Consider the following 25,287-nt stretch of genomic DNA (forward strand, 5'->3'; position numbering starts at 1 on the left):
AGTTACTAATCAATATTAATATAAAGCATTGATATTGATTAGTAACTATGTAATTTAGCAGTTTCTTTCTAGAAAATCATATAGATCTTCAATAGCATTACCTTCACCTCTATAATAATCAGTAACTGCATTTTCCATTTCTTCTATTGAAGCTTCTCCATCTTCTTTTCCTAATTTCTTATATTCTTTTCTAAGTTTTTCCTCTAATTGTTTAGTTCTTGCTCTTAAACTCATATATAATCCCTCCTAAACCTATTTATATATTTATTTTAATACTCTAATATTTTCTTCATATGTTCTCCATATGAATTTTTTATTAAAAAGAAAGAAGTTATGCTTCTCTTCGCATAACTTTTCTTAAATTAATCACCTTTATTTTGTTTTTTCTGCTTTATTGGAAGAGTTATTATAAACTCACTTCCCTTACCAACTTCACTTATCAATGTTATTTTACCATTATGAAGTTCTACCAAGCTCTTAACTAGTGTAAGTCCTATTCCACTGCTACAATGTTTACTAGAAACTTGTGTCTCAACTTGAGCAAATCTATTAAAGATTATATCCTTTTGCTCTTCAGGTATTCCAACACCAGTATCTTTAACTATTATATCAATACTATCTTTATTCTCTTTAATACTTACAAATATAGTCCCCTTCGCTTCTGTAAATTTCACAGCATTAGAGATAAGATTTATAACACATCTCTCTATATTTGTTTTATCACATTCTATAATCTTTTCTTCAATTTCTGGATCTATTATAAGCTCAAGAGCATTGCTTTCTATATATGTTTTCATAGATAGTGCCACTTCTTCAACTAAATAAACAATATCCACTTCTCCTATATCTAACTTATAAGCTCCGGAACTAATCTTAGAACTGTCAATTAAATCATTTATAACCTTTAAAAGAGTATTTGAATTTTTCTTTATTATATTCATATACTTATTTAAATCAAGCTTATTTATATTATCTTCTTTTTTATTTAATGAAGTTATAAGCTGCTCACTTGATAAGATAACATTTAGAGGAGTTCTAAGTTCATGTGATAAGTTCACTAAGTATGTGTTTCTAAATTTCTCATACTTTAATAATTGGTTATATATTTTTTCGTTCTCTAAAAGTTCTTTATTAAGCTCTTCAGTTCTTTGCTTAACTAATCCATTTAGTATCTTCACATAATTTATAATAAAATAAATTAAGCTAATAAATATTATAAAATAGATACAGTAGGCCAATGTAGATTTATACCACGCCTTCTTAATCCTTATATTAACATGTTCAACTTTACTAATTTCACCATTTCTATCCCTTGCCCTAACTTTAAATGTATACTTTCCTGGCTCTATATTAGTATAACTTGCATAATTTCTTTTACCAGAATATACCCAATCTTTATCAAAGCCTTCAAGCATATATTCATATTTTCCTTCTCTTATACCTCTATAATCTGGAAGGAAAAATTCAAAAGAAAATGTATTTTCATCGTTTTCTAAAACTGCACCGTCATTATTTAATCTTATATCCTTATTGTTATAAACTTTGAAATTAGATATCGTAACCTTTGAATCAGTAGGTTTATCTCTGTATACATCTTTTGGGAAAAATGCTGTAACTCCATTAACTCCTCCAAAGAACATTTCTCCATTTTTACTTTTAAATTCAGCAGTACCATTAAATTCATTGCTTTGTATTCCATCTACGAAAGTAAAATTTCTAAATAAATTCTTTTTCTGATTGTACTTAGATAATCCACCATTTGTACTAACCCATACATTATCTTCATCATCTATAAGAACTCCATATACATAGTTATTTGCAAGTCCATCCTTCTCAGTATAAACTGTAAATTCTTCTGTTTTAGGATTTAGTTTATTAATCCCCACTGAAGTACTAATCCATATGTTTCCTTCTTTGTCTTCATTAATACCTTTAATAGCATTATTGCTTAAAGAATTAACATTCTCTTCTTCAACCTTATAATTTTTTAGGAACTTTCTGTTAGGATCAAGTTTTATAACTCCTCCATTCCATCCCATACCTATCCAATAGTTTCCTTTTGAATCTTGGAATATTCTCCTTATAAATGTCTCTCCTACATTATTATCTATAATAATACTATTTAAATTAGTGAATTCTTCTTTATCACTATCAAACACATCCAGTCCGTCTCTAGTTCCAAGCCAAATATATCCTTTATTATCAATGAAGACTTCCTTAACATCATTATCTACTATTGAATTCTCACCTACATTATGCTGGTATCTTTTTATCTTACCCGTTTTAGGATCTAACTTACATAACCCTTCCTTTGTTCCTACCCATATATTACCCTTCTTATCTCCAGTTATCTGGAAGACAGTGTTACTTGGTATACTGTTATCATTATTAGGATCAAATTTATAATGGGTTATTTCATCTTTTTCTCTATCAAATTTATTTATACCATCATTTGTAGTACCAATCCATAGGTTTCCATCATCATCTTCATAAATACCGCCAATACTATTTCCACTTAAAGTATTCTTTTCACCTGGTTGACTTTTATAATGCGTAAACTCTTGATCTGGATCTAATATACTTATTCCACTATAGGTACCAATCCATATAAGTCCATCATTGTCTCTATAAACACTTTGTATGCTATTATCTACTAAACTCTCTGTATCGTAAGGTTTATTTGTATAACTCTCTATACTTCCATCATTCATAGAGTATTTTATAAGCCCACCTTTACTTCCAAGCCACATATTATTACGAAAATCTTCATACATACTATTCACTGCAAATTTTTCAGAGCCATATAATTTATTTAAATTTTCTAATTTATCTACCTTATTTGTCTTTAAATCAAACTTAACTATTCCTTTATTTTGTGTAGTTACCCACATATTATCATTAGAATCTTTATAAAGTTTTACTATATTACTACTTGGTAATTCATCACTTGGGATTCTAACTACCTTTCCTGTCTCTTTCTTTAATATATTCAATCCATTTCTTGTTCCAACCCAAATATCGCCATTTAATCCTTCTGCAATAGAGCTAGTAAAATTATCACTTAATGTATTTTCATCATTGCTAAAACTAAAATATTTTTTAAACTCTTTTGTCTTAAAATCATATCTATTTAATCCATTTTCTGTTCCTACCCATAAGTCTTCTCCACTATCAATATATAAGTCCCAAATATGCTTACTGGATGTTTTTTTAGGATCATTAACGTCAGCCTCTATTCTCTCTACAGATAAGGTTTTTTTATTCAATTTAGAAAGACCAGAGCTTGTACCAACCCATAGATAACCTTCTTTATCCTCTACTATTGACCCTATGATTCCTGGAAATAATGTATTTGGATCTTTATCGTCAGATTTTATTACTTCGTACTCATACCCATTAAATCTATTTAAACCATCATTTGTTCCAAACCACATGTATCCATCTTCATCTCTATGAATTGCATAAACTGATCCTTGAGATAGACCATCTTTTATTGTCAAATTTGTAAATTTTAAATATTTATCTTTTTCCTCAGCACTAACTTTTACGCAAAAAAAATTACTTATTAAAAATATACTTAATAGAAATAAGCTTATAACTCTTTTCTTACTTATAATCTCCAACTCCTTATCTTTCGACAAATTTTACCCAAATATACTGTCATTTTCCCATATACTACATTTATTGTCAATCGGTAAACTTTATTAATCAATTGTAAACATAAAAATTGTACAAAAAAATAACAAAAGGAGCCATATTAAATAATATAACTCCTTCAATAAATTTAATTTTCATTATTTATTCTCTATAATTTATTAGCTTTCCATAAACATTTTTATATCATCGCTAACATTTGATATTCCTGAAATTCCAAAGTTATCAATTAGTACTTTAGCTACATTTGGTGAAAGGAATGCAGGTAATGTTGGTCCTAAATGGATGTTCTTCACTCCTAAATGTAATAATGAAAGTAATACTATTACAGCTTTTTGCTCATACCAAGCTATATTATAACTAATTGGTAATTCATTAACATCATTTAATCCAAATGCCTCAACTAATTTCAATGCAATTAATACTAATGAGTATGAATCATTACATTGTCCAGCATCTAATACTCTAGGTATTCCACCAATATCTCCTAAGTTTAACTTGTTATACTTATATTTAGCACAACCTGCAGTAAGAATTACTGTATCTTTTGGAAGATTTTTAGCAAAATCTGTGTAATAGTTTCTTGATTTCATTCTACCATCACATCCAGCCATTACAAAAAACCTTCTTATAGCTCCACTTTTAACTGCATCTACAACTTTATCAGCTAATGCAAATACTTGGTTGTGTGCAAATCCACCAATTATTTCTCCAGTTTCAATTTCTACTGGTGCCTTACACTTTTTAGCCAGTTCTATTATTTCACTAAAATCTTTCTTTCCATCTTTATCTGCTTTTATATGCTTACATCCTGGTACACCACTAGCACCTGTTGTGAATAATCTCTTCATGTATGGTTTATTAGTAGGCACTACACAGTTAGTAGTCATAAGTATTGGTCCATTAAATGATTCAAATTCTTTATCTTGTAACCACCATGCGTTTCCATAGTTTCCTGCAAAGTTATCGTACTTCTTAAATGCTGGATAATATTGTCCTGCTAACATCTCACTATGAGTATATACATCTACCCCTGTTCCTTGTGTTTGTTCTAAAAGCATTTCTAAATCTCTTAAATCATGACCTGAGATTATTATTCCTGGATTTTTTCTAACTCCAATATTAACCTTTGTTATTTCTGGATGTCCATAACTTTCAGTATTAGCTTTATCTAATAATGCCATACCATTTACTCCGTATTTACCTGCTTCTAAAGCTAATGCAACATAATCATCTACAGTTAAGTCATCATTTAAAGTAGCTGCTAATGCTTTTGCCATAAATCCATGAATTTCTGAATCATCATATCCTAAATTCATAGCATGCTTCATATATGCAGATAATCCCTTTAACCCATACATTATAAGTTCTCTTAAACTTCTTATATCTTCATTTTCAGTTGCTAATACTCCAACTGTTTCTGATTTTGCAACAAAGGCTATTTCATCTTGTCCACTCCATGTAGCTGCATCTGGCATTATAAACTCGTTTGTTTGCATACCAAATAACTTTTTAAAGAATCCACCTTTAATTACAACTTCGCCAACTTTTCCACCAGCTTTTATTACTCTCTTTTTTAAAGACTCTCTAAGTTTTAAAGTTTCTCTTACTCTATTTAAAATTGCTTCTTTATCAAAGTTTGCATTTGTAATTGTTGTAAATAAGCTCTCTGTTATGTATCTATCAACATTAGTATCTATTATTCCAACTTTTCTTCCCTCATCACTTACTATAGCAAGACCTTTTGTTACATATACTAGTAAATCTTGTGCCTTAGCTACATCTTCTCTCTTTCCACACACTCCTCTTACTGTACACCCTGTGCATCCTGCTGCTTCTTGACATTGAAAACAAAACATTCCCATATTTTATATTTCCTCCTTAGTTACCTTATTAAATAATTATGTAAATTTATTTATCTACTTTTTTCCTCTGACAAAAGAAAGTATACTAAAATACTCATATTTAATTCTGTAACAAAAGTTACGAAACTTAAATTTAATTAAATTTAATTATTTCTTAATTTACTAGCATATGTTAATCTTTTTCTTGCTTTAGATAATTATAGTAACTTCTAAGCTTATCTCGCTTACCTTCGGATAAATCACTTACATCAATATATACTTTATCTTCATCCTCTATAAATGTTCTATCTCTATGATACTTTAATGAAATTAAATATGTAGAAAAGGTAGATGTTAGCATAGATAGAAATCCAATACCTGTAATCATTAAAACCATAGCCACTATTCGCCCTGCTGATGTCTTAGGTGTTATATCACCATACCCTATAGTAGTTAATGTAACTAAAGATAGCCATAAAGAATCCCCATAAGTCTTTATATCTCCTCCTTCTCTTTCAAAAAAATATATTATAATAGACCCAACAAGTGTTATAGATACAGCACTTCCTATTATTCCAACTGTTCTTGTTGTTCTAAGAAAATCTTTCATGTTATCAATTAATCTAAAAAAATATGTAACTACTTTAAGAAGTTTAAAGACACTCCCCAAATTAGTTTGTAATAAAAATTGAAAAGGAAATAATGCTATATAATCAATTTTATTTTTAATTATAAACTGCTTCCAATCAGTAGCTAATATACATTTAGCTATTCCATCTAATACAAACAGTATATACACAAGATTATCACATATATTAAGAAATTCATTTTGAGTTTGGCTTAGATTTGAATTAAATTGAAGTATAACGACCAAAACTGCAAAACCTGATAAAACTCCTATACTTAAATCATATATAATTCCTACATTATTATCTTTAAAAAATTCAAACTCATGTACTCTCTTTCCCATACTAAAACACCACACTATCAAATATTCATTATTTCTTCTCCACTCCAATAGATATTTCTGTTAAATAATCCTTCTCATCTTTTATTGAAAAATAATCTAGTAAAGAATTTTCATAGGATTCTCCACAAATTCTATATCCATTAGAATCTATATACTCTAGAAGTTTTTCGTAAGACTTATCTGTACAGTAGTAATCTCCCCTATGGTTTATTATTGCATATAGTCCTTTAGGTTTTATTAATAGTCTATCTTCTTTATATTTCTTATATTCATCACTAACATTTACAAAAAACTTATCGCAAGCAGTAAATTTTTTATTTAGTATACTTTCCCGTCTTACAGTTGCACCAATTGAATATCCATGATTAATCCCTTTTTCACTGCAATAATTAACAAAGTTAATTAAGTCCATCATTAAATCTTTTTGATTATTTGATTCAATTCTTGAATAAAGCATATATTCTTCTTCTCTCTCTTCTATAGATACATCTAGATTATTTATTTCTTCTATACCTTCTTTTGTTAATTTAATCTTATTATTTATAACTTTAGATATAATATTAAGCTCTTCAATTTTTTTCTGTATTTTTTTATTTTCTTCCTGTAATAAATCTATACATTTCTTGGGAGCTCTTTCATCTAAATACAATTTTATATCTTCTAAAGTTACACCTATTTTCCTAAGATCTAGAATTAGATTAAATGTATCATACTGTTTTAAACTATAATATCTATATCCATTTTTATCTCTATAACTTGGAGAAAATACACCTTCCTTATCATAAAATATTAAAGTCTTTCTTGTAACTCCACATAATCTACCGAATTCACTTATAGTTAAATATTTTTCTTTTTTCTCACTCATAAACTTCCACCCTTACATTTTAAAAAATTTCTTGACTGTATAGTTACTATACACTTTATAATACAATCGTATTATAACATATACTCTAATTTTAATAGCTAAAACTTATATAATTAGAGATTTTATATACTATCAAAGGAGAATTTTTATGGAAAACTTATTTAGCAAAAAACTTACATTTATTGAATTTTTAAAATTCGTATCACCAGCTATTGTTTCAATGGTATTTATATCTTTATATACAATTATAGACGGAATATTTGTATCAATCTTTGTTGGATCTGATGCACTAGCAAGTATAAACATTGTTCTTCCTATTATAAGTATAGTATTTGCAATAGCAGTAATGTTTGGTACTGGTGGAAGTGCCATAATTGCGCAAAAACTTGGACAAGGTAAATTAGAAGATGCAAATAAATCTTTTTCATTTTTAAGCTTTTCTGCACTTATACTAGGACTTATAACAGGAATAGTAATGTTTTTATTTATAGAAGATATATCTATTTCCCTTGGAGCAACAGATAAGCTTATTGATTATTGTATTTCTTATGGACGTATAATTGCTTTATTTACACCAGTGTTTATATTAAAATCTTTAGCAGAATATTATATAAGAACTGATGGAGATTTTAAATTCAGCTTATATATATCTATTATTGGAGGAGTTATAAATATAGTATTTGATTATGTATTTATAAAAATACTAGGACTTGGTATAGCTGGAGCAGCACTTGCCACAGTTTTAGGTGTACTAATATCTTTAATTTTTGGTGTTTGGTACTTTCTATCATCAAAGTCTACTCTTAAATTCACAAAAATAGTAGTTGATTTTAAGTTGTTACTTAATACATTGATTAATGGATCTTCAGAGATGGTTACTGAATTATCTACTGGTATTACTACACTTTTATTTAACATGCTTGCACTTAAATATGCTGGCGAAAATGGTGTTGCAGCTCTTACAATAATCCTTTATGCACACTTTTTATTAGTTTCAACTTACTTAGGATTTGCTTCAGGAATATCACCACTAATTAGTTACAATTATGGTGCTAATAATTCAGATAAATTAAAAGAAACCTATAAATACTCTGAAATTTTTATATTAGTTTCTTCAATAATAATTTTTCTAGTGTCAATAGTATTTTCTAAAAATATAGTAGGTGTATTTGTAAAACCTGGCGATCCAGTATTTGACTTAGCTTTAGGAGGTTTAAAAATCTTTTCAGTAGCCTTCTTATTTGTAGGCGTAAATATATTTGCTTCAGGATTATTTACTGCTTTTTCAAATGGGAAAATTTCTTCATTAATTTCTGCTGCAAGAGCATTTATATTTGTCATACTTGGTTGTATAGTATTACCACCATTATTTGATATTAATGGCCTTTGGTTAGTAGTACCCTTTGCTGAGTTAACTACAATACTAGTATCTATATTTTTCTTGAAAAAATATAAAAAAATATATGCCTTTTAAAAGATACACTCTAAAAAAGACTCCTTGGATTATACTAATCCAAGGAGTCTTTTGATTTTCCTATTTTATTCTCTAGCACTATACTAATTATTAAACCAATAGTTATTCCAACTGTGTAACATAAAAGATCGCTAAACAAAAATCCATGCCCCAATATCAGTCCACCTAATGTAGTCGATCTTATTTTATTAATCAATACGCCTTGATAAATTTGAGAAAATTCTATAATAAAAGAAAAAACTAATGCAATAATTCCTCTTTTACTAATTGATAATTTTATAAATACAAAGCTAAATCCAAAGTATACCATCAAAGCCCAAAGAGCATCCCCTGAGTATTCCCTTAAAAAGTTTGGTAATAAACTCCCGTATTTTCTTGAAGCTAATCCAAGAATCATAGTTACTATTGTTAAGATAATATATAGAAATCTTTTTTTATTCACTTTTTTCACCTTTTCTATAATAAAGGAATGGTATCTCCATCTCCTCTTTACTTATTCCACCATGAACTCCTTTTAAAGAAATATCAAAGACTCCTTCTTCATACCACCATATATTATTATTTCCTTTTGGAATTAATAAAAGATTTGGGCATCTATCATTTAATCTCTTACTATCTTCTTTAAATAACCCTATATCGAATAAGTCCTCATAAGTAAATATCTCTACAACATCCTTAAGTTTTTCCTCAATCATCTCTTTAACCTTTAATATATATTCATCCTCTACCATAAGAAATAAATCTCTACAATATCCAGTTGGAGATAGTAACTCACCCTTTTCATTCCTCTTTAAATACATTTCTATTTCTGGTATTATCTCATTTAAATAATTCTTTTTATTTAAATCTGTTTCTATTTGTCCATGATCTGCTGAAATTAATATAGAAATATCTTCTATATCCTTTTCTATATTTTTAAAAAACCTATCTAAGTTTTTTAAAAATTCCTTTACCTTTAAATCAAATTCTTCTGAATTACAACCAAACTCATGGGCCACAGAATCTATTTCTGGTAGATAAATATAATAATATTCTTTATCATAATTTTCTTTAAGATCATTATAAACTCTATTAAATAAATCATCATATTTTTCATATCCAATTATCTCTGCACAATTACACATTGTATTAGTATAAATACTATTATTTATATAAAATGGCTGATATACTCTACTTTTAACTCCATTACCATTTAATTCTTTAAATATATTATCTGATGGAAGGAATGATTTAGGATCTATATTTTTATTTTTTAAGCTTTCATATTCATTAACTCTAGCTTCTTTAAATAGAAAGGCAGTTATTATATCATCAACTTCCTTTTCATAATAAAACCACTCATAAAGACCATGCTTATAAACAGGTAATCCTGTAAGTGCTGTTGTAACATGAGCAGTTGTTGTTGATGGAAATTGTGATGTTATCTTTGATACTACTCCTTTTTTCTCTATCTTTTTCATAAATCTAGAATCATTTTTATATTTTTCATAAAAGCTCCAACCAAAAGCATCTATAAGTAAAAATATTACTTTATTGGATTGAACTCTTTTTCCTCCTAGTGTATCAATTGGAAGTCCATTTTTATTTTGTATCCCCAATAAATTTTTTATTGTATCTGGTATATTAGAGAAACAGTAAGTATCATAAAGAGGAACTATAAAATCTTTATAGGAACTCTTTTTTACCTTTCTAATTGATTTTTCATTTATCAAATTAATCACCTTTTCTTAATAATATTACTTAATTATATCATTATTATATCTTTCATAATAACCTTTATCTCTTGAATTTTTATGCATTCTAAAACTTAATAATTTATACTTTGTATACACTTTATATATTTTAAGTTAAATAATTAAGTGTAGAATTATAATAATTTATTTCACACAAGAACAATTGTATTTGTTGTAAATACACCAACAAAATATTGCTATGCAAAATTTTGTATAATCATGCATAAATAAGGAGGGAAGCTTTTAATAAATTAAAACACACTAATTTATTAAAGCAAAATTATGAGTAAAACTAAAGAAAAAAATCTAGGATTAAATGATGATAAAAGTAAGTATTCCATTTCCTTTTGGAGCTTCGTATCAATTATATTTTTAACTGTATATGGACTAGCAAATAGTCTACAAGTTTATTATCAAATGGGCTATGCAGCAATAACTTATTTTATAATAGCTGCGATCTTTTTCTTCATACCCTATTCTTTTGTAGTTGCAGAAATGAGTTCGGCATTTAAAAATAAATCTGGCGGTATATTTTCATGGATGTGTGAAAGTGTGGGTGAAAAATTCGCACTTATAGGAACATTTATATGGTATGGTGGATTCGTTATACTATGGTTTTCTGCTTCAAGAATATGTATATACTTCTCTGTTGCAATTTATGGCTCTGATACTACTTCAACTTGGCATCTGCTTGGATTAAATTCTCCACAAACTCTTGCAATTGTAGGTGCTATATATATGATAGTTGTTGCATTTATTGCTACTAGAGGTTTAAAAAAATTAACTTTTCTTTCTAATATATCAATAGTAACTGTAATTCTTTCACATATTTTTATTTTAGGTGGAGGATTAATTGTATTTGCACTTCAAGGTTTTAAATTCCAACAAGGCTTTGATTTTACTAATATACAATCATATTTCTATAGCCCTAATTCAAGTTATTCAAGCTTCTTGCCTGCACTTGCATTTTTAGTGTTTTCTATATTTACTTTTGCTGGTATGGAAAATAGTGGTGGACTTGTTGATAAGGTGCATAATGCAAAAAAGAATGTACCAAAAGCTATAATACTTTCAACTATAGTAATAACTGTGCTTTATATATCTAGCGTATTAGTACTTGGTATGGTTTGTAATTGGAATGATACCTTTGGATCTGGCAAAGTAAATTTGGCTAATTTCTCTGTATATATATATCAACAAGAATTTTATAGATTGGGTGTATTACTAGGATTAAATCATTCAAATTCAATTCTTTTAGGTGAATGGATAAATAGAATTATGACTATTTTAACTATAATAGGACTAACTTCTGTTCCACTTAGAATATATACTCCTATAAAACATATGTTTGAAGGTCTTCCTAAAGGAATGCTTCCAGATAAACTTTTAAAAGATAATAAATACGGCATGCCTCAAAATGCAATAATACTTCAAACTATTATTATAGTATTCTTTGTATTACTATTAGGCTTTGGTGGAGGAAGTGTATCTGCAATATTTAATAAAATGACACTTATGACTTTTGTATCTGGTACTGTTCCACTATCATTTATTATTTTCTCTTATATAAAATTTAAGAAAAATGATAATATAATAAAAGAATATCAGTTCTTCTCTAAAAAATCTGGAATAATAATGGGATCCATATGTTTTGTTGTCGTTACATTTACTAACATCTTCTCAATTATAGAGCCCGCACTTGAAGGTAATATACAAAATAGTATTTGGGTTGCTGTTGGACCTATTTTATTTGGATTAGTAGCTACACTGCTTTATAAGAGATTTAAAGCACGTAGCAATTCTAAAATAGAAGTAAATATTAATAGTAATGACAATATGGAGACTGAAGATTTTGAAGTTTTTAATAATGAATTTTAAATAATCACCTTTTCTACAATAATATTATTTAATTACATTATTTTTTCTTCCTATATTTAACATTTGTTGCATTACTATAGTATACTACAGTTTAATGAAACTTTTACTTAGCTAACACTTGGATATATAATTTTGTAAAAACTCATATATATTATATATAAGTATTTTCAATTAATACTGGGAGGAATATATGAAAAAGAGAATAACATTTATAGTAATTGGGATATTATTAATCATATTTTCTAATACTATTTTTACTATTTTTTATTCAAGAGGAGCATATCCCGAGGTTTTTGAAATTACAAAAACCTCGGGATATGCTTACTGGATTAGTTTTATCACTTTTAGGATTACTATTTCCATTTAAAGAAAATGAGAAATAAACTTTAAAACAAGAATACTATTCCTCAACAAATTGAACATTTTTAAATTTTCCACACAAATTTTTCACACAAGAATAGAGACCCTAAATAATTTTAAAAATTACTTAGGGTCCCTATTTTTATAATCTCTATTTTTATTTATACTAAATCTTCAACATTTCGCTCATAAAGATCTGCTATAAAATTAAAAACTTCTTTATCATTAACTGCTCCATAATTATCTTTTCCTGATATATCATGAACATATGTAAGAATTAAAAAATCTCCATTTGAATTAATTACTCTAAAGGATGTTTTCTCTGTAAGTATGTCTACTTGTGCAAGTACTTCAACTGAATCATATGCATTTGTTTCAGAATTATATAAGTTTGCATAAGTATTCTCAAACATAGTTATATTATACTTTTCTTTATCACATTCAGTTACTCTACCCTTCTTACCACATGATAAACAAGCATGAAATGGACAATTTCTTAAACATTTTAAACACTCACACTTAGAACAACATCTAAGCTTTTCTATGACATTTTCATATTTTTTCTTATAATCTAATACTTCATTAACTACATTATTTATCTCATTTGAATCAGATTCATTTACAGTAAAAAATAATACTTTTTTCTTTTTGTTTAATTTACTTTCTCCTTGATCTAACATCTCCATATATTTATCAAGTATTTTTATATTCTTAACAAAATATCTTGTTTTTATATCCGTACCTTCTTCAAATTCCATAATATCATTTATAGAAAAGGTTATATTAGTATAATCCTCTCCTAAGTGATCTTTTTCACTTTTTATAATATCTTTAGCCTTATCTATATTCATTATGCTTCACCTCTTGTCAATTTTAATACTTTTTTCCTTGTTTAAATATGAATTTAACAAAATAAAACAAAATGTTAATAGATTGTTTTTATAATTGTATATTTTTTATAGTAAATTAAATTTAAGACTATTTTCGGAAGGGGTTTAGATATTAATGAAAAATAAGAAAAAATCCATTGTTAAATTTCTTGTGGTGCTTACTATACTTTTAACTAATATTCTAGCATCTGTTATCCCTGCATATGCAATTGGATTTAAAAGTTCATCAAGCTACAACAGTTCATCTCCTAGCAGCAAAAGTTCTTTTAGCACTCCATCAAGCAGTAAATCAAATTCAAGATTTAACACATCTAATAAATATAACAATCCAAAGAGTTCTACTAACTCAAATGATAAGGTAAACTCTAAATTTAATACATCTGATAAATATAATAATGACGGTCCTAAAAATAGCAATAATAACACAAATAACAATAGCTCTAATAATAATACAAATACAAATCAAAACCCAAGCATGAATGATTACAATTACGGAAGAAGAAATAATAGTTTTATACCAGGCTTTTCACTCTTTGGTCATTCAATGGGAATGTCATTTATATTTAAGGCAATAGTGATTCTTTGCGTTATTGCAATTATAATATTTGTTATATATTATTTCTTCTTTAATTAATAATTTATGAATTATATTTCTTATCGATTGCTTTAAATAGATTAAGCATTATAATTATAATAATCAAAAGAAAAAGGAGGCTTATTTATGGGTATATTTGATAGAATATCTAACATGATGAAAGCAAAAACAAATGCAGCACTTGACAGTATGGAAAATCCAATAGAATTATTAGATCAAAAGCTTAGAGATATGGAGGAAAGCTTAAACAAAGCAAAAATATCTTCAGCTCAAATTTTTGGTAATTTAAAAGATACACAGAAAGAAATGGAAAAAGCTAAAAGTGCTTCAGCAGAATATGATGAAAAAGTAAGACTAGCTATGAGCAAAGGAAATGAGGACCTTGCAAAGAAGGCTCTTCAATTAAAGCTTGATTCAGATAAAAAATATGAAACACTAAAGAAATCTTATGATGAATTAGCTGTAAAGGCTCAAACTTTAAAAGAAAACTTAATTAAACTTCAAGATGAAATAGCTAAGACAAGAAGTTATAGAGATGAAGCTGCCGCAAGAATTAACACTGCAAATGCTACAAAGCAAGTTAATGAAATAATGGCAAACGTACAAACTAAAAGTAATTCTATAAACTTAGATGATATAGAAAGAAAAATTACTAAAGAAGAAAGCTATGCAGAAGGATTAGCTGATTTAAAAACACCATCATTAGATGATGAATTTGCAGCTCTTGAAAAAGATAGTCTTGATGCCGAACTTGAAAAGTATAGAAACAAATAGTTAAGCATATCTAAAGTCACCTAGATATTTATTTAGGTGGTTTTTTTATTATGTATCTTTCACCCAGTCTTTAATTTTTACATATACTAAAGTATATCAATTTTAAGGAGAAGCATATGAAATTCTATAATTTAAACTTTGATTATTGCTGCTGCTATCTTATATTAAACCCTAATAATAATAGTTGTGTCTTAATCGATCCAAAGCTTGACTATATAGATAGATATTTAGATATTTTAAAAGAGAAAAATGGAGTTTTAAAGGCCGTAATAGATACTCATACTCACTGTGATCACATAAGTGCATCTCTATATCTTAAAGAAATTACAGACTGTAAATTCATAATGAATGAGCATACAAATTGTGTATCAATAAATAAAAAGATTAAAAATCATGAAATTATGAATATAGATGGCATTATTCTAAAATTTTTTCATACACCAGGACATACTCTAGATAGTATGTGTATAATATTTGAAGATAAACTTTTGACCGGTGATACGATTCTCTTAGATGGTGCTGGAAGAAGCGATATGTCTACTGGAAACTATGATGACCATTACGATAGCATATATAAAATATCAAAATTGCCTAATCATCTTATTGTGTGTCCAGCTCACAATTACACTGACTCTCCTCCTTATTCTCTTCATCAGCTAAAAAAACTCAATCAATTCTTTAAATTAAAAAATAAACGAGAATTTATAAAAGATTCTAGTAAATTAGAACCTCCACCTAAATGGATGGAAGATATATTTAATATAAATATAGATCCTAAAAATAATACATTAGATACGCTATGTAATCAAGATGAATCTTCCCTTCAATGTGGTTATACTAAACCATCTAATACGCTTCCAAACTTTTTAGTTAATAAACATAAAGAAGAAGCCAGGTGAGGAATTATTCCTCACCTTTTATTTACTATATAGTTATATAATATTAATTTTTTATTCTTTATTTTTAGCCGTTATTTCAGATACAACGTCGCCAATTATTTTTATTCCTTTTTCAATATCTTCTTCGCTAACTCTGGAAAATCCAAGCCTTATTCTCTCAGAACCATCATCATTGCTATAAAATATATCTCCAGGCATAAATACTACGCCTCTTTTATAGCATTCCTCTAAAACATCTCGGCCTTTAACACCATTTAGCTTTATAAAGATGTGTAATCCCCCTTCTCCTAGTATATATTCATGGGGAATATATTTTTTCACTTGGATAAGAGTAAAGTTATACTTATCCTTATAATGCTTTCTTATTTTTTTCATATATCTTTTAAAGGCGCCACTTTCCATATATTTATGAAATACTGCTTGATCTAAAAATGATGAGTGAATATTTCTCGCTCTCTTTACACTTTCTAGTTTTCTAATTAATTTTTCATCACCAAAAACCCATCCAATTCTAAGGCCTGGGAAAAGTATTTTAGAAAAACTACCAATATATACAATTCCATTTCCCTTTGCACAAAGAGATGCAAGGGGTGCTACATGAGAGCTTGAATATAATAACTCTTCATTAAATCCGTCTTCTAATATTGGTACTTTATACTTTTCGCAAATCTCATAAACTTCTTTCCTCTTCTCCCCCTTCATCACTATCCCAGTTGGATTATGATATGAAGGAATTAGGTAAACAAGTTTTGCAGGTTCTTCCTTTAATGTTTTATCTAATAATTTAATATTTATTCCATCAGAGTCCATTTTTACAGACTTTATATTAAGTCCATGAGATTTCATGATTTTTATTGCTGTATTATGAGTAGGTTCCTCACAAATTATAATATCATTCTGATTTGTAAGAGCACTTAATAATATATCAAATCCTTCTGTAAATCCGTTTGTTATTAGTATATCTTTCCCCTCTACATTAACTCCCTTTTTTCTCATATATTCTTTTAAATAATCTATAAGTGGTTTATATCCCTTTGCATATCCATAATTTAAAAGCTTATCTCCTTCTAGAGAAAAAACATTCAAAAATGCTCTTTTAAATTCTTCTAGGTCAAAAAGACTTTCATCAGGGGCAATACTTTTAAAAGAAATCATACCTTTTTTCCATGGAAGTTCATTTTTTACTACATCTAATTTTTCGCAAATATTGCCATAATCGCTTATCATATTTTCCCAATCTATATATAAGTCGCCTTTACTACTTTTATTTTCTATAGCTATAAAGGTCCCTTTTCCTTTTACACTTTCTATAATGCCTTCACTCTCTAATCCCTCATAGGCAGAAATAACAGAGTTTCTACTTATTGAAAGCACTTTACTAACTTCTCTTGTTGAAGGAAGCTTACTTCCTTTTTGAAGTAGTCCCTTTTCTATGCTATCTTTTATGTGCTGTTCTATTTGCACATGTATCTTCTCTTCTTCATTTATTTTAAAGGATGAAAAAATCAAAGAATCACCTACCTCTCTAATTTTATCTCCTTATATTATAACTTATATTTTATCTAAAAATAATTTTTAACTTTAATTATTTCATTATTCTTTTTATATATTCTAGGTACTCTATGCTTTATCATGCAAAGTATATCGTAATTTATTGTGCCAATAAGTTCTGCCATATCATCAGCATTAAATTTTAAATCTCTATCTTCACCAAGGATAATAACTTCATCCCCAACTTTAACTTCACCAACATCTGTTACATCTATCATACATTGGTCCATACATATTCTCCCTATTACATTTGCAAATTTTCCATTTACAATAACTTTAGCCTTTCCACTTAAAAGTCTTGAATATCCATCTGCATATCCAATTGGAAGAGTTGCAATTATACTATCTCTTTCAGTTTTAAATGTTCTACCATAACTTACATACATACCTTTTTCTAATTTTTTAACATGTCCTATCTTCGCTTTTAATGTTAATGCAGGTTCTATAGAAAGTCTTTCTTTATTAACTTCATTAGAAGGATAATATCCATATAATATAATTCCAGCTCTAACTGCATCTAAATAAGTCTCTGGCAAATCTATTATAGCTCCACTATTTGATACATGCTTTATTGGTATATTTACCCCATTATTTGAAAGCATTTTTATAAAGTTTTGTATTTTTGCGAATTGATAATTAGTATATTCTTTATCTTCTTCGTCTGCTGTTGAAAAATGCGTAAATATTCCTACTGTCTCTATACCATCTAAAGAAGCAATTTCTAAAACTTCATTTAAACTCTCTTCATTTGGCATAAATCCTATTCTTCCCATTCCTGTATCTAATGCAATATGAATCTTAGCCTTTTTGCCCATCTTTAAAGCTATCTCTGATAATTGCTTTGCATATTCTAAATCATATACTGTTTGTTCTATATCATATTTTATTAAATCTTCTCCAAACTCTATAGGTGTATATCCTAGTATCATAATTGGAGCTTTAATACTACTTTCTCTAAGCTCTATTGCTTCTGTTATAATTGCAACAGCAAATCTTGAAGCTCCATTTTCTAATAAAACTTCAGCAAGCTCTACAGCACCATGACCATAAGCATCTGCTTTTATTACTGCTATTACTTCTCTATCTCCTGCAACGTTCTTAATGTTTCTCATGTTAAATGCTATTTTATCTAAATCTATTTCAGCCCATACAGGTCTTATAATCTTATCCATTAAAAATCACCTCTTAATATATAATCCTATAATACTATTATATTAATGTCCACCTAGAAATGAAGAACCACTAAGAAGCATTTTTTTCCTCCTAGTGGTTCTCTAATTTAAAATATACAATTTAAATATTCTCCTTAGCCTTTATATCCTCATAATTATCATTTACAAATTCTCTTCCAAATATCTCAGTTAATGAATTTATAATTTCTATATTTTCACCAACATAAATAACTATTATATTACCATTTTTAAAAAAATGAGGTATTGCTACCCAATCTACTTTAACGCTTTCTTTTCCATTATTGTATTCACTGATATTTCCTATACAACTTGCATCCTTTTCCATAGCTTTACTATCTTTATATACATATATATCTATCTGCTCTTTATCTACCTTTAGTATTTTTCTATCACCTGATAGGAAATCATCTTCCGCATTCATAATTTCAAATTCATAATTTCTCTCTTCCATACTGTATGCAAAATCATTAATACTAAACTCTTCACTCTTAGGAGTGCAACCCACAATAAAAACCATAATCATAACAAGTACTATCATATACATACTTTTTTTATACTTATACTTCATATTTTCACTCCTATTAAACATAATATTTCTGTTATCACATAAAATTTTACCTAATTTATTTTTCACTCCTATCCCTCTTATATTCTTCTTAATCCTTTAATATTCTTTTCTTGCTCATTTATCCTTTACCAAAATTTATATTATATTTATATTATATTTTAATAGGAAATATTTTACAATTAGCTTTTAAAAAAATCTGCTCTTATTTTTAAGAGCAGTAATTTTATAATCTTCTATCTTCCTCTTTGGCTAATTTATGATTTTTAATACACCAGTCTATATCATAAATAAGTCTATCTTTATCTTCCATTAATGTTCCCTTTAAACTTACATAATTAGAGGCATGGTTACTTCTAAATATTATTTTATCTTCTGTATTTATATTAATAATTAATTCTTTTATTTCTTTTAATATTTCTATACTGTTTAATAATTTGAATCTACCCTCTTTAATATCATCATAAATCTTAGTGTTTTCTTCACCCATAAGACTTAGAACCCCTAAATAATTTGGTGAGATCTTACTTATCAAACTTCCAGTATCCTTTGCGTGAATATGAGAATACTTCTTTCCCCCAATACCAGCAATTACTGTAGCTGATAAAAATATCCCACTTTCTTTTATCTTTTTACATGAATCTATTAACTCATCTCTAGTTGCACATTTATTTATTTTTTCTAATACAACTTCACTTCCACTCTCTATTCCCATATATACCATTTTTAATCCTAAATCATTTAGTTCCATTAATTCATTTAATGTTTTGTTCTTAATTGATTTTGGAGAAGCATACATAGTTATCCTATTACATTCTGGAAAAACCTTATTTATATATTTTAATATTTTTCTAAGCTTCTCCATAGGAATAATTAAAGCATCACCATCTGCTAAGAAAATTCTTTCTACATTATTGTACATTCTTCTAAATTCATTAATTTCTTTCTTTATTATATCTAATTCTTTTATTGAAAATATTTTTGTCTTATACATACTACAAAAATTACATTTATTATGAGAGCATCCAAGAGTAACTTGAATAATAAGACTATAAGCTTCACTTGGTGGTCTATATAATGGCATATCATACATAACATTAATCTCCTTTAAACATATATTATTTATTATATATAAAAACGCCCACATAATAAATTGTACAATATATTATGCAAGCGTAATTTAATTACTTTTTCTTATTTTCTGAAAACTCCTTAAAGAAGTCTGACATATTTTTTAAATTAAATGTTTCTAAAAGTACATTTTCAGGATCTTTTATTTTCCATTCTCCATCTACTTTCTCTAAATTAACTTTAATAGTTTGGGTAGACTTTTTTAAATCTTTTTCATTAAGTAATTTTATTAAAATATCGCTACACTTCTTAGTTATCTCTTCTTCGCTTTCCCCTTTTAAAGAAGCTTCTAATGAAGTTTGCAAACTTGACTTAATATACTTAGTTGCTATATCATTACCATCAATTGCTGTTACTTCAACATCTACTGTAGCCTCGTTATCTTTTTCATCAGTACCCATTATCTTAAAGTCAATACTTGAAAGAACCATTTTTATTGTATCCTCTTGCTCTTTTGTTATCTCTGTTTTAGTAACCTCTTTAACTAAATCCTTATTAGTTAATGTTTTCAATTCCTCTTTGTTACATTCTTTTAAGGCTGTATAAAATTTATCTACAACAGCACTTGGCTTCTCTCCTCCGCAAGCAACTAAAGTAAAAGCAAGCATGCTTGTAAGTAATAAAGCTATTATTTTTTTCATATTTAATTCCCCCTATATTTTTGTTAACATATATATATCTTAATATATTTTCTAGTGTTTTGTAATATCATGTTAATTTATTTACAATTTATACTCATTATTCATCTAAATACATATTTGTTAACGATTCTTAATTTTATTTCATATTTATCGTAATAATGTTCATATAAACTACAATATATATCTATAATTTAAGAATTACCTAAAAATTTTACCACAATATTTACAAAAACTTATTATATGTATTTTTTGAAACTTCAAAATTGGTATTACCTCTATAAGCTCCTATTCAAGCATTTTCTCATCATTCAAATAATATTCAAATTTAGTAAACCAGAGTAAAGTTAAGATTTTAGTAGTATTTCACTTAAAATATTATTTTAATTAGTAAAAATAGTTATATGCGAATATTTTTAGGAATTAAAGTAAAAACTTATAAGGTCTATAATCTTTAAGGTACAGTTAAACAAATGAGGTGTAAAACATGGAAATGAATAAAAGTATAGTAAAGTCATTCGCTAAACATTTAGCTGACGAAACTTTCAATTTAAAATTATGGGATGGAGAAATAACAAAAATCGGTGAAGGTGAACCAAAATTCACTATAGTTATAAATAAATTCCCAAGTAAAAAGGATTTATTATCTGATGCTAGTGTAGCTTTAGGTGAAGCCTATATGGATGGAGATATAGATTTTGAAGGAGATCCACAAGAAATATTTGAAAGCATGATGAGAAACAAAGATAGCTTCTTAAATGAAAGCATCTTATTAAAGCTTGCTGGAAAAATTAAAGCTCCTTCACTTTTAAAATCAAAGAAAGATATAGCACATCACTATGATATAGGAAATGACTTCTATAGTTTATGGCTAGATAAAACAATGAGTTATTCATGTGGATATTTTAAAAGTGAAAATGATACTCTTTATGATGCTCAGATGAATAAAATACATCACATACTAAAGAAACTAAACTTACAAGAAGGTCAATCACTTCTTGATATTGGCTGTGGATGGGGATACCTTATAATAGAAGCTGCTAAACTTTATAAAGTTAAAGCTATGGGTATAACTTTAAGCGAAGAACAATTTGCAAAAGCAAATCAAAGGATTAAAGAAGAAGGTCTTGAAGATTTAGTTACAGTTAAATTAATGGACTATAGAGATTTAGCTAAATCTGGATTAGTTTTTGATAGAGTAGTAAGTGTAGGTATGGTAGAACACGTTGGTCATGCAAACATCCCATTATTCTATAAAAATGTTGATGCTGTTTTAAAAGAAGGTGGATTATTCCTACTTCACAATATAACAAACTTAGTTGAAACTGAAGGTAACAAGTGGATAACTACTTATATATTCCCAGGTGGATACTTACCAACTTTAAGAGAAGAAATCCATATTGCTGGAGAACTTAATTTCCATGTTCTTGATGTAGAAAGCTTAAGACTTCACTACATGAAGACATTACAAGAATGGGTTAAGAACTTTGAAGAACATATGGAAGAAGAAAGAGAAATGTTTGATGAAAGATTCTTAAGAATGTGGCATATATACTTATGCTCATGTGCAGCTGCATTCCACTACTGGACTATAGATATACATCAAACACTATATTCAAAGGGAGTAAATAACGATTTACCTTTAACTAGAGATTATCTATACCAAGATTAATATAAAAGTTGATGACAATTAGTCATCAACTTTTTTTATTTTAATTCTCTATAATTTTTACATATGTACCTTCTTTTGCTCTATTATATGCTTTATTATTTAATTTTTTTATATAATCAGACTTTTCGCTAGCTTTAAATGCCCTTTCTTTATAATATATTTTAGGATCTATTAATCTTATTTTATTATTTCTTATTATATCCCATTCCTTTGTATCTTCTACTACTTTAACTCTATCATGTATTGATAAAAGTAGCTTTCTTACTTCTTCTATATTAGATTTTTCTAATATTTCTATCATCTCATCATCAGTCTTCATAATATCTTTTAAGTTAATTTCTCCATTATCAATTGCTAATTTTATTGCTTTAGATAATCTATCAGAAGCATAAATTTTTAGTGGATCCATGAAATAATCTATAACTTCTTTATAATAAAGTTCCGTAAACCATATTGCCATATCTAATGAATCTATAACTATTTCTCCATTAAATATAATTAAAGAATTTATAAACTTATGAATATCCTCTTTAGATATCTTTTCATCTGAAAACATGTCTCTTAATGTATAGTCAATTCTATCTGCGCAAAGGTCTGGAGCTTTCTTTTCTAATATGGTCCATTTTTCTTCATTTAATAAAATATCTTTATAGTCAACTCCATATTTTTCAAGAACAGTTGGTATATCAGATTTTTCTATAACTTCTAAAAATATTTTTTCATGATAATCTTCATTGCTATATTTTAATGCAATATCCATATCATGAGAAAATGCAGTATGAGAAATATCATGTACTAGTCCTGCTATTTGTTCTTCTATTGAACCACCCATAATTTTTATAAGAATCATAACACCTACAGAATGGTCATATCGTGTAACATTCCATTTAGGATTAACTAAATAGCTTGCTCCACCTTGATGTACATTTTTAAGCCTTTTTACAGCTTTTGTATTTAAAAGTTCCTCTAATACTGGTTCAATTTCTATACTTCCATAAATTTTATCTTTTATAATCATAAACTTTCCCCCTTATACAAACTTCTTCTATTTTATCATAAATTTAATAACACAAATATTCATTTTCAAGCAAATAAAATCTTAATATTTAGGCAAACTAATCTTGTACATTATTATAGCTCTAAGGAGGATTTTTGAAATGGATAATAACAAAAACAGATTAAAAGATCACCCAAAAAGTAATGCTGAGCTTAGAAAAATGTATTCTGAGCAAGGTGCAGAAATCGGAATAGAACATGGTAAAAAGATTGGTAGTCATGCTAATGGAAAGAAATTTACTAAACGTTCAAAGCTTTCTCACAATAAGTAGCTCATTTTAATTACACCCTTATTACATAAGAAAGGAGATAGTATAAATATTTATACTATCTCCTTTTAATTAATATTGTAATTCTTTTAAACATAACCCATGTGCAGGTGCTCTATGTCCTGCCCTTGCTCTATCCTTAGCTTCTATAATTTCATTTATATCTTTAACCTGTATCTTATCTAATCCAACTTCTATTAGTGTTCCAGCTAATATTCTAACCATATTTAACATAAAGCTATTCCCATTAACTTCAACTTTAATTATTCCATCTTTTTTACTTATATCTATATAATTTATAGTTCTTATAGTTGACTTTTTCTTACCCTTAAGACTAGTAAAACTTTCAAAATCATGAGTTCCTACTAATAGCTTAGCAGCTTCTTTCATTTTTTCTATATCTAATTCATTATCTATATAGTATGCATATTTTTTCAAAAAAACATTTCTATATGTATTATTATCTATAGTGTATACGTATGTTTTTGATTTAACATTATATCTTGAATGAAATCTTTCACTAACATTTTTAATTGACTTTATTGCTATGTCCTCTGGTAAATATTCTAATAAATACTTAAACATTTCATCACAAGTCATTACACTATTTGTTGTGAAATTAGCTATATAATTTTCTGCATGAACTCCACTATCAGTTCTACCACATCCTATAATTTTAATTTCTTCACCTGTCATTTTACTTAAAACATTCTCCAGTTTACCTTGTATAGTTACTACATTGCTTCCCTTTTGATTTTGCTTCTGAAAACCCTTATATCTTGTTCCATCATACTGTAATGTAAGTTTTAAATTTCTCATCTATTTGTCTCCTTAAGTTTCTTATAACGTAATAATCATTATATCACATATAATTTATAATAGTTTCTTTTAACTGAATATTATTAATTTACAGTAAAACAATATATTATTTCAGATATTCTATTATTTTTAGTGTTAAAATATACCTAGAGGTGATATAGATGAAAAATATAAATGATTATATAAAAATTGAAAATCAAGATGGCGTATCTGGAAAGAAAGAGTCAACAAACTTCCACAAAATTACCTTAGATTCAGATAAAGAAAAACAACTAGGTGAAAAAAAATCTAGTGAAATTAGAAAATATTTTAGTGGTTTAAAAAATAAATATGAAGAAGACGATAAAGGTAGATATAGAATCTTAATACCAAGAGATGCTTATGACCTTAAAGTTTTAATTGATGATTTAAATTCAATATTAAACAGCTAGAAAAGGAAGTGCTAATATTAGCACTT

At 27.3% G+C, this 25,287-nt stretch carries 24 protein-coding genes; 9 read left to right on the top strand and 15 right to left on the bottom strand.

Going from position 1 to position 25,287, the window contains the following annotated elements; translation table 11 throughout:
* Positions 1-54: 54 nt before the first annotated feature.
* The 5 genes from JOC62_RS14935 to JOC62_RS14955 all read right to left on the bottom strand — a co-directional run bounded on the left by JOC62_RS14935 (position 55) and on the right by JOC62_RS14955 (position 7,333).
* Positions 55-234, bottom strand: coding sequence for a hypothetical protein (locus tag JOC62_RS14935; RefSeq protein WP_204596084.1), 180 nt, complete (start codon positions 232-234; stop codon positions 55-57).
* A gap of 128 nt (positions 235-362) precedes the next feature.
* Complete coding sequence (locus tag JOC62_RS14940; protein WP_204596085.1) at positions 363-3,641, bottom strand: ligand-binding sensor domain-containing protein; 3,279 nt, start codon at positions 3,639-3,641, stop codon at positions 363-365.
* 174 nt (positions 3,642-3,815) lie between these two features.
* The gene (hcp, locus tag JOC62_RS14945) at positions 3,816-5,519 is read right to left on the bottom strand and encodes a hydroxylamine reductase (RefSeq protein WP_204596086.1); all 1,704 of its coding nucleotides are present in this window, start codon (positions 5,517-5,519) and stop codon (positions 3,816-3,818) included.
* Between the two features lie 172 nt (positions 5,520-5,691).
* Entirely contained in the window at positions 5,692-6,468 is a 777-nt protein-coding gene (locus JOC62_RS14950; protein WP_204596087.1) for a potassium channel family protein, read from the bottom strand.
* A 28-nt stretch (positions 6,469-6,496) separates the two neighbouring features.
* On the bottom strand, positions 6,497-7,333 hold the full coding sequence (locus JOC62_RS14955) for a MerR family transcriptional regulator (protein ID WP_204596088.1): 837 nt from the start codon (positions 7,331-7,333) through the stop codon (positions 6,497-6,499).
* Positions 7,334-7,481: 148 nt separating this feature from the next.
* On the opposite strand from JOC62_RS14955, the gene JOC62_RS14960 reads away from it, so the two are divergent.
* Complete coding sequence (locus tag JOC62_RS14960) at positions 7,482-8,807, top strand: MATE family efflux transporter (protein WP_204596089.1); 1,326 nt, start codon at positions 7,482-7,484, stop codon at positions 8,805-8,807.
* Positions 8,808-8,841: 34 nt separating this feature from the next.
* On the opposite strand, the gene JOC62_RS14965 is transcribed toward JOC62_RS14960, so the two are convergent.
* Together JOC62_RS14965 and JOC62_RS14970 are read right to left on the bottom strand one after the other, a co-directional pair.
* The gene (locus JOC62_RS14965; protein WP_204596136.1) at positions 8,842-9,204 is read right to left on the bottom strand and encodes a ribosomal maturation YjgA family protein; all 363 of its coding nucleotides are present in this window, start codon (positions 9,202-9,204) and stop codon (positions 8,842-8,844) included.
* Positions 9,205-9,241: 37 nt separating this feature from the next.
* A complete protein-coding gene (locus JOC62_RS14970) occupies positions 9,242-10,519 on the bottom strand; it encodes an alkaline phosphatase family protein (RefSeq protein WP_204596090.1) in 1,278 nt (425 codons plus the stop codon).
* Positions 10,520-10,822: 303 nt separating this feature from the next.
* Between JOC62_RS14970 and yjeM the strand changes: the two genes are divergently transcribed.
* Complete coding sequence (gene yjeM / locus JOC62_RS14975; RefSeq protein WP_204596091.1) at positions 10,823-12,418, top strand: glutamate/gamma-aminobutyrate family transporter YjeM; 1,596 nt, start codon at positions 10,823-10,825, stop codon at positions 12,416-12,418.
* 190 nt (positions 12,419-12,608) lie between these two features.
* The gene (locus JOC62_RS14980) at positions 12,609-12,785 is read left to right on the top strand and encodes a hypothetical protein (protein WP_204596092.1); all 177 of its coding nucleotides are present in this window, start codon (positions 12,609-12,611) and stop codon (positions 12,783-12,785) included.
* Positions 12,786-12,939: 154 nt separating this feature from the next.
* On the opposite strand, the gene JOC62_RS14985 is transcribed toward JOC62_RS14980, so the two are convergent.
* Entirely contained in the window at positions 12,940-13,629 is a 690-nt protein-coding gene (locus JOC62_RS14985; protein ID WP_204596093.1) for a hypothetical protein, read from the bottom strand.
* 154 nt (positions 13,630-13,783) lie between these two features.
* Here JOC62_RS14985 and JOC62_RS14990 point away from each other — a divergent pair, with 154 nt between their 5' ends.
* From JOC62_RS14990 to JOC62_RS15000, 3 genes are all read left to right on the top strand, one after another.
* Positions 13,784-14,302 (top strand): hypothetical protein, encoded by a 519-nt coding sequence (locus JOC62_RS14990; RefSeq protein ID WP_204596094.1) that lies wholly within the window; start codon positions 13,784-13,786, stop codon positions 14,300-14,302.
* An 87-nt stretch (positions 14,303-14,389) separates the two neighbouring features.
* The gene (locus JOC62_RS14995) at positions 14,390-15,037 is read left to right on the top strand and encodes a PspA/IM30 family protein (RefSeq protein ID WP_204596095.1); all 648 of its coding nucleotides are present in this window, start codon (positions 14,390-14,392) and stop codon (positions 15,035-15,037) included.
* Between the two features lie 116 nt (positions 15,038-15,153).
* Complete coding sequence (locus JOC62_RS15000) at positions 15,154-15,936, top strand: MBL fold metallo-hydrolase (RefSeq protein WP_204596096.1); 783 nt, start codon at positions 15,154-15,156, stop codon at positions 15,934-15,936.
* A 51-nt stretch (positions 15,937-15,987) separates the two neighbouring features.
* On the opposite strand, the gene pdxR is transcribed toward JOC62_RS15000, so the two are convergent.
* From pdxR to JOC62_RS15025, 5 genes are all read right to left on the bottom strand, one after another.
* Positions 15,988-17,445 (bottom strand): MocR-like pyridoxine biosynthesis transcription factor PdxR, encoded by a 1,458-nt coding sequence (gene pdxR / locus JOC62_RS15005; protein WP_204596097.1) that lies wholly within the window; start codon positions 17,443-17,445, stop codon positions 15,988-15,990.
* 53 nt (positions 17,446-17,498) lie between these two features.
* Positions 17,499-18,659, bottom strand: a complete 1,161-nt coding sequence (gene alr, locus JOC62_RS15010; RefSeq protein WP_204596098.1) for an alanine racemase — start codon at positions 18,657-18,659, stop codon at positions 17,499-17,501.
* A 121-nt stretch (positions 18,660-18,780) separates the two neighbouring features.
* Positions 18,781-19,248 carry a hypothetical protein gene (locus tag JOC62_RS15015; RefSeq protein WP_204596099.1) on the bottom strand — a complete coding sequence of 156 codons (468 nt, stop codon included), beginning with the start codon at positions 19,246-19,248 and terminating at the stop codon, positions 18,781-18,783.
* Between the two features lie 223 nt (positions 19,249-19,471).
* Positions 19,472-20,338 (bottom strand): radical SAM protein, encoded by an 867-nt coding sequence (locus tag JOC62_RS15020; RefSeq protein ID WP_204596100.1) that lies wholly within the window; start codon positions 20,336-20,338, stop codon positions 19,472-19,474.
* A gap of 91 nt (positions 20,339-20,429) precedes the next feature.
* Entirely contained in the window at positions 20,430-21,017 is a 588-nt protein-coding gene (locus JOC62_RS15025; protein ID WP_204596101.1) for an LptM family lipoprotein, read from the bottom strand.
* Positions 21,018-21,501: 484 nt separating this feature from the next.
* Here JOC62_RS15025 and JOC62_RS15030 point away from each other — a divergent pair, with 484 nt between their 5' ends.
* The gene (locus tag JOC62_RS15030) at positions 21,502-22,686 is read left to right on the top strand and encodes a class I SAM-dependent methyltransferase (protein ID WP_204596102.1); all 1,185 of its coding nucleotides are present in this window, start codon (positions 21,502-21,504) and stop codon (positions 22,684-22,686) included.
* 40 nt (positions 22,687-22,726) lie between these two features.
* Here the strand turns inward: JOC62_RS15030 and JOC62_RS15035 are convergent, their stop codons facing one another.
* Positions 22,727-23,704: an HD domain-containing protein gene (locus JOC62_RS15035; protein WP_204596103.1), complete on the bottom strand. Its 978-nt coding sequence runs from the start codon at positions 23,702-23,704 to the stop codon at positions 22,727-22,729.
* A gap of 139 nt (positions 23,705-23,843) precedes the next feature.
* Here JOC62_RS15035 and JOC62_RS15040 point away from each other — a divergent pair, with 139 nt between their 5' ends.
* Positions 23,844-24,014: a hypothetical protein gene (locus tag JOC62_RS15040; RefSeq protein ID WP_204596104.1), complete on the top strand. Its 171-nt coding sequence runs from the start codon at positions 23,844-23,846 to the stop codon at positions 24,012-24,014.
* Between the two features lie 69 nt (positions 24,015-24,083).
* Here the strand turns inward: JOC62_RS15040 and truA are convergent, their stop codons facing one another.
* Positions 24,084-24,830 (bottom strand): tRNA pseudouridine(38-40) synthase TruA, encoded by a 747-nt coding sequence (truA, locus tag JOC62_RS15045; protein WP_204596105.1) that lies wholly within the window; start codon positions 24,828-24,830, stop codon positions 24,084-24,086.
* A 161-nt stretch (positions 24,831-24,991) separates the two neighbouring features.
* Between truA and JOC62_RS15050 the strand changes: the two genes are divergently transcribed.
* A complete protein-coding gene (locus JOC62_RS15050; protein WP_204596106.1) occupies positions 24,992-25,261 on the top strand; it encodes a hypothetical protein in 270 nt (89 codons plus the stop codon).
* Positions 25,262-25,287: the final 26 nt, after the last annotated feature.

Source organism: Clostridium sardiniense (assembly GCF_016907995.1).
GTDB lineage: Bacteria > Bacillota > Clostridia > Clostridiales > Clostridiaceae > Clostridium > Clostridium sardiniense.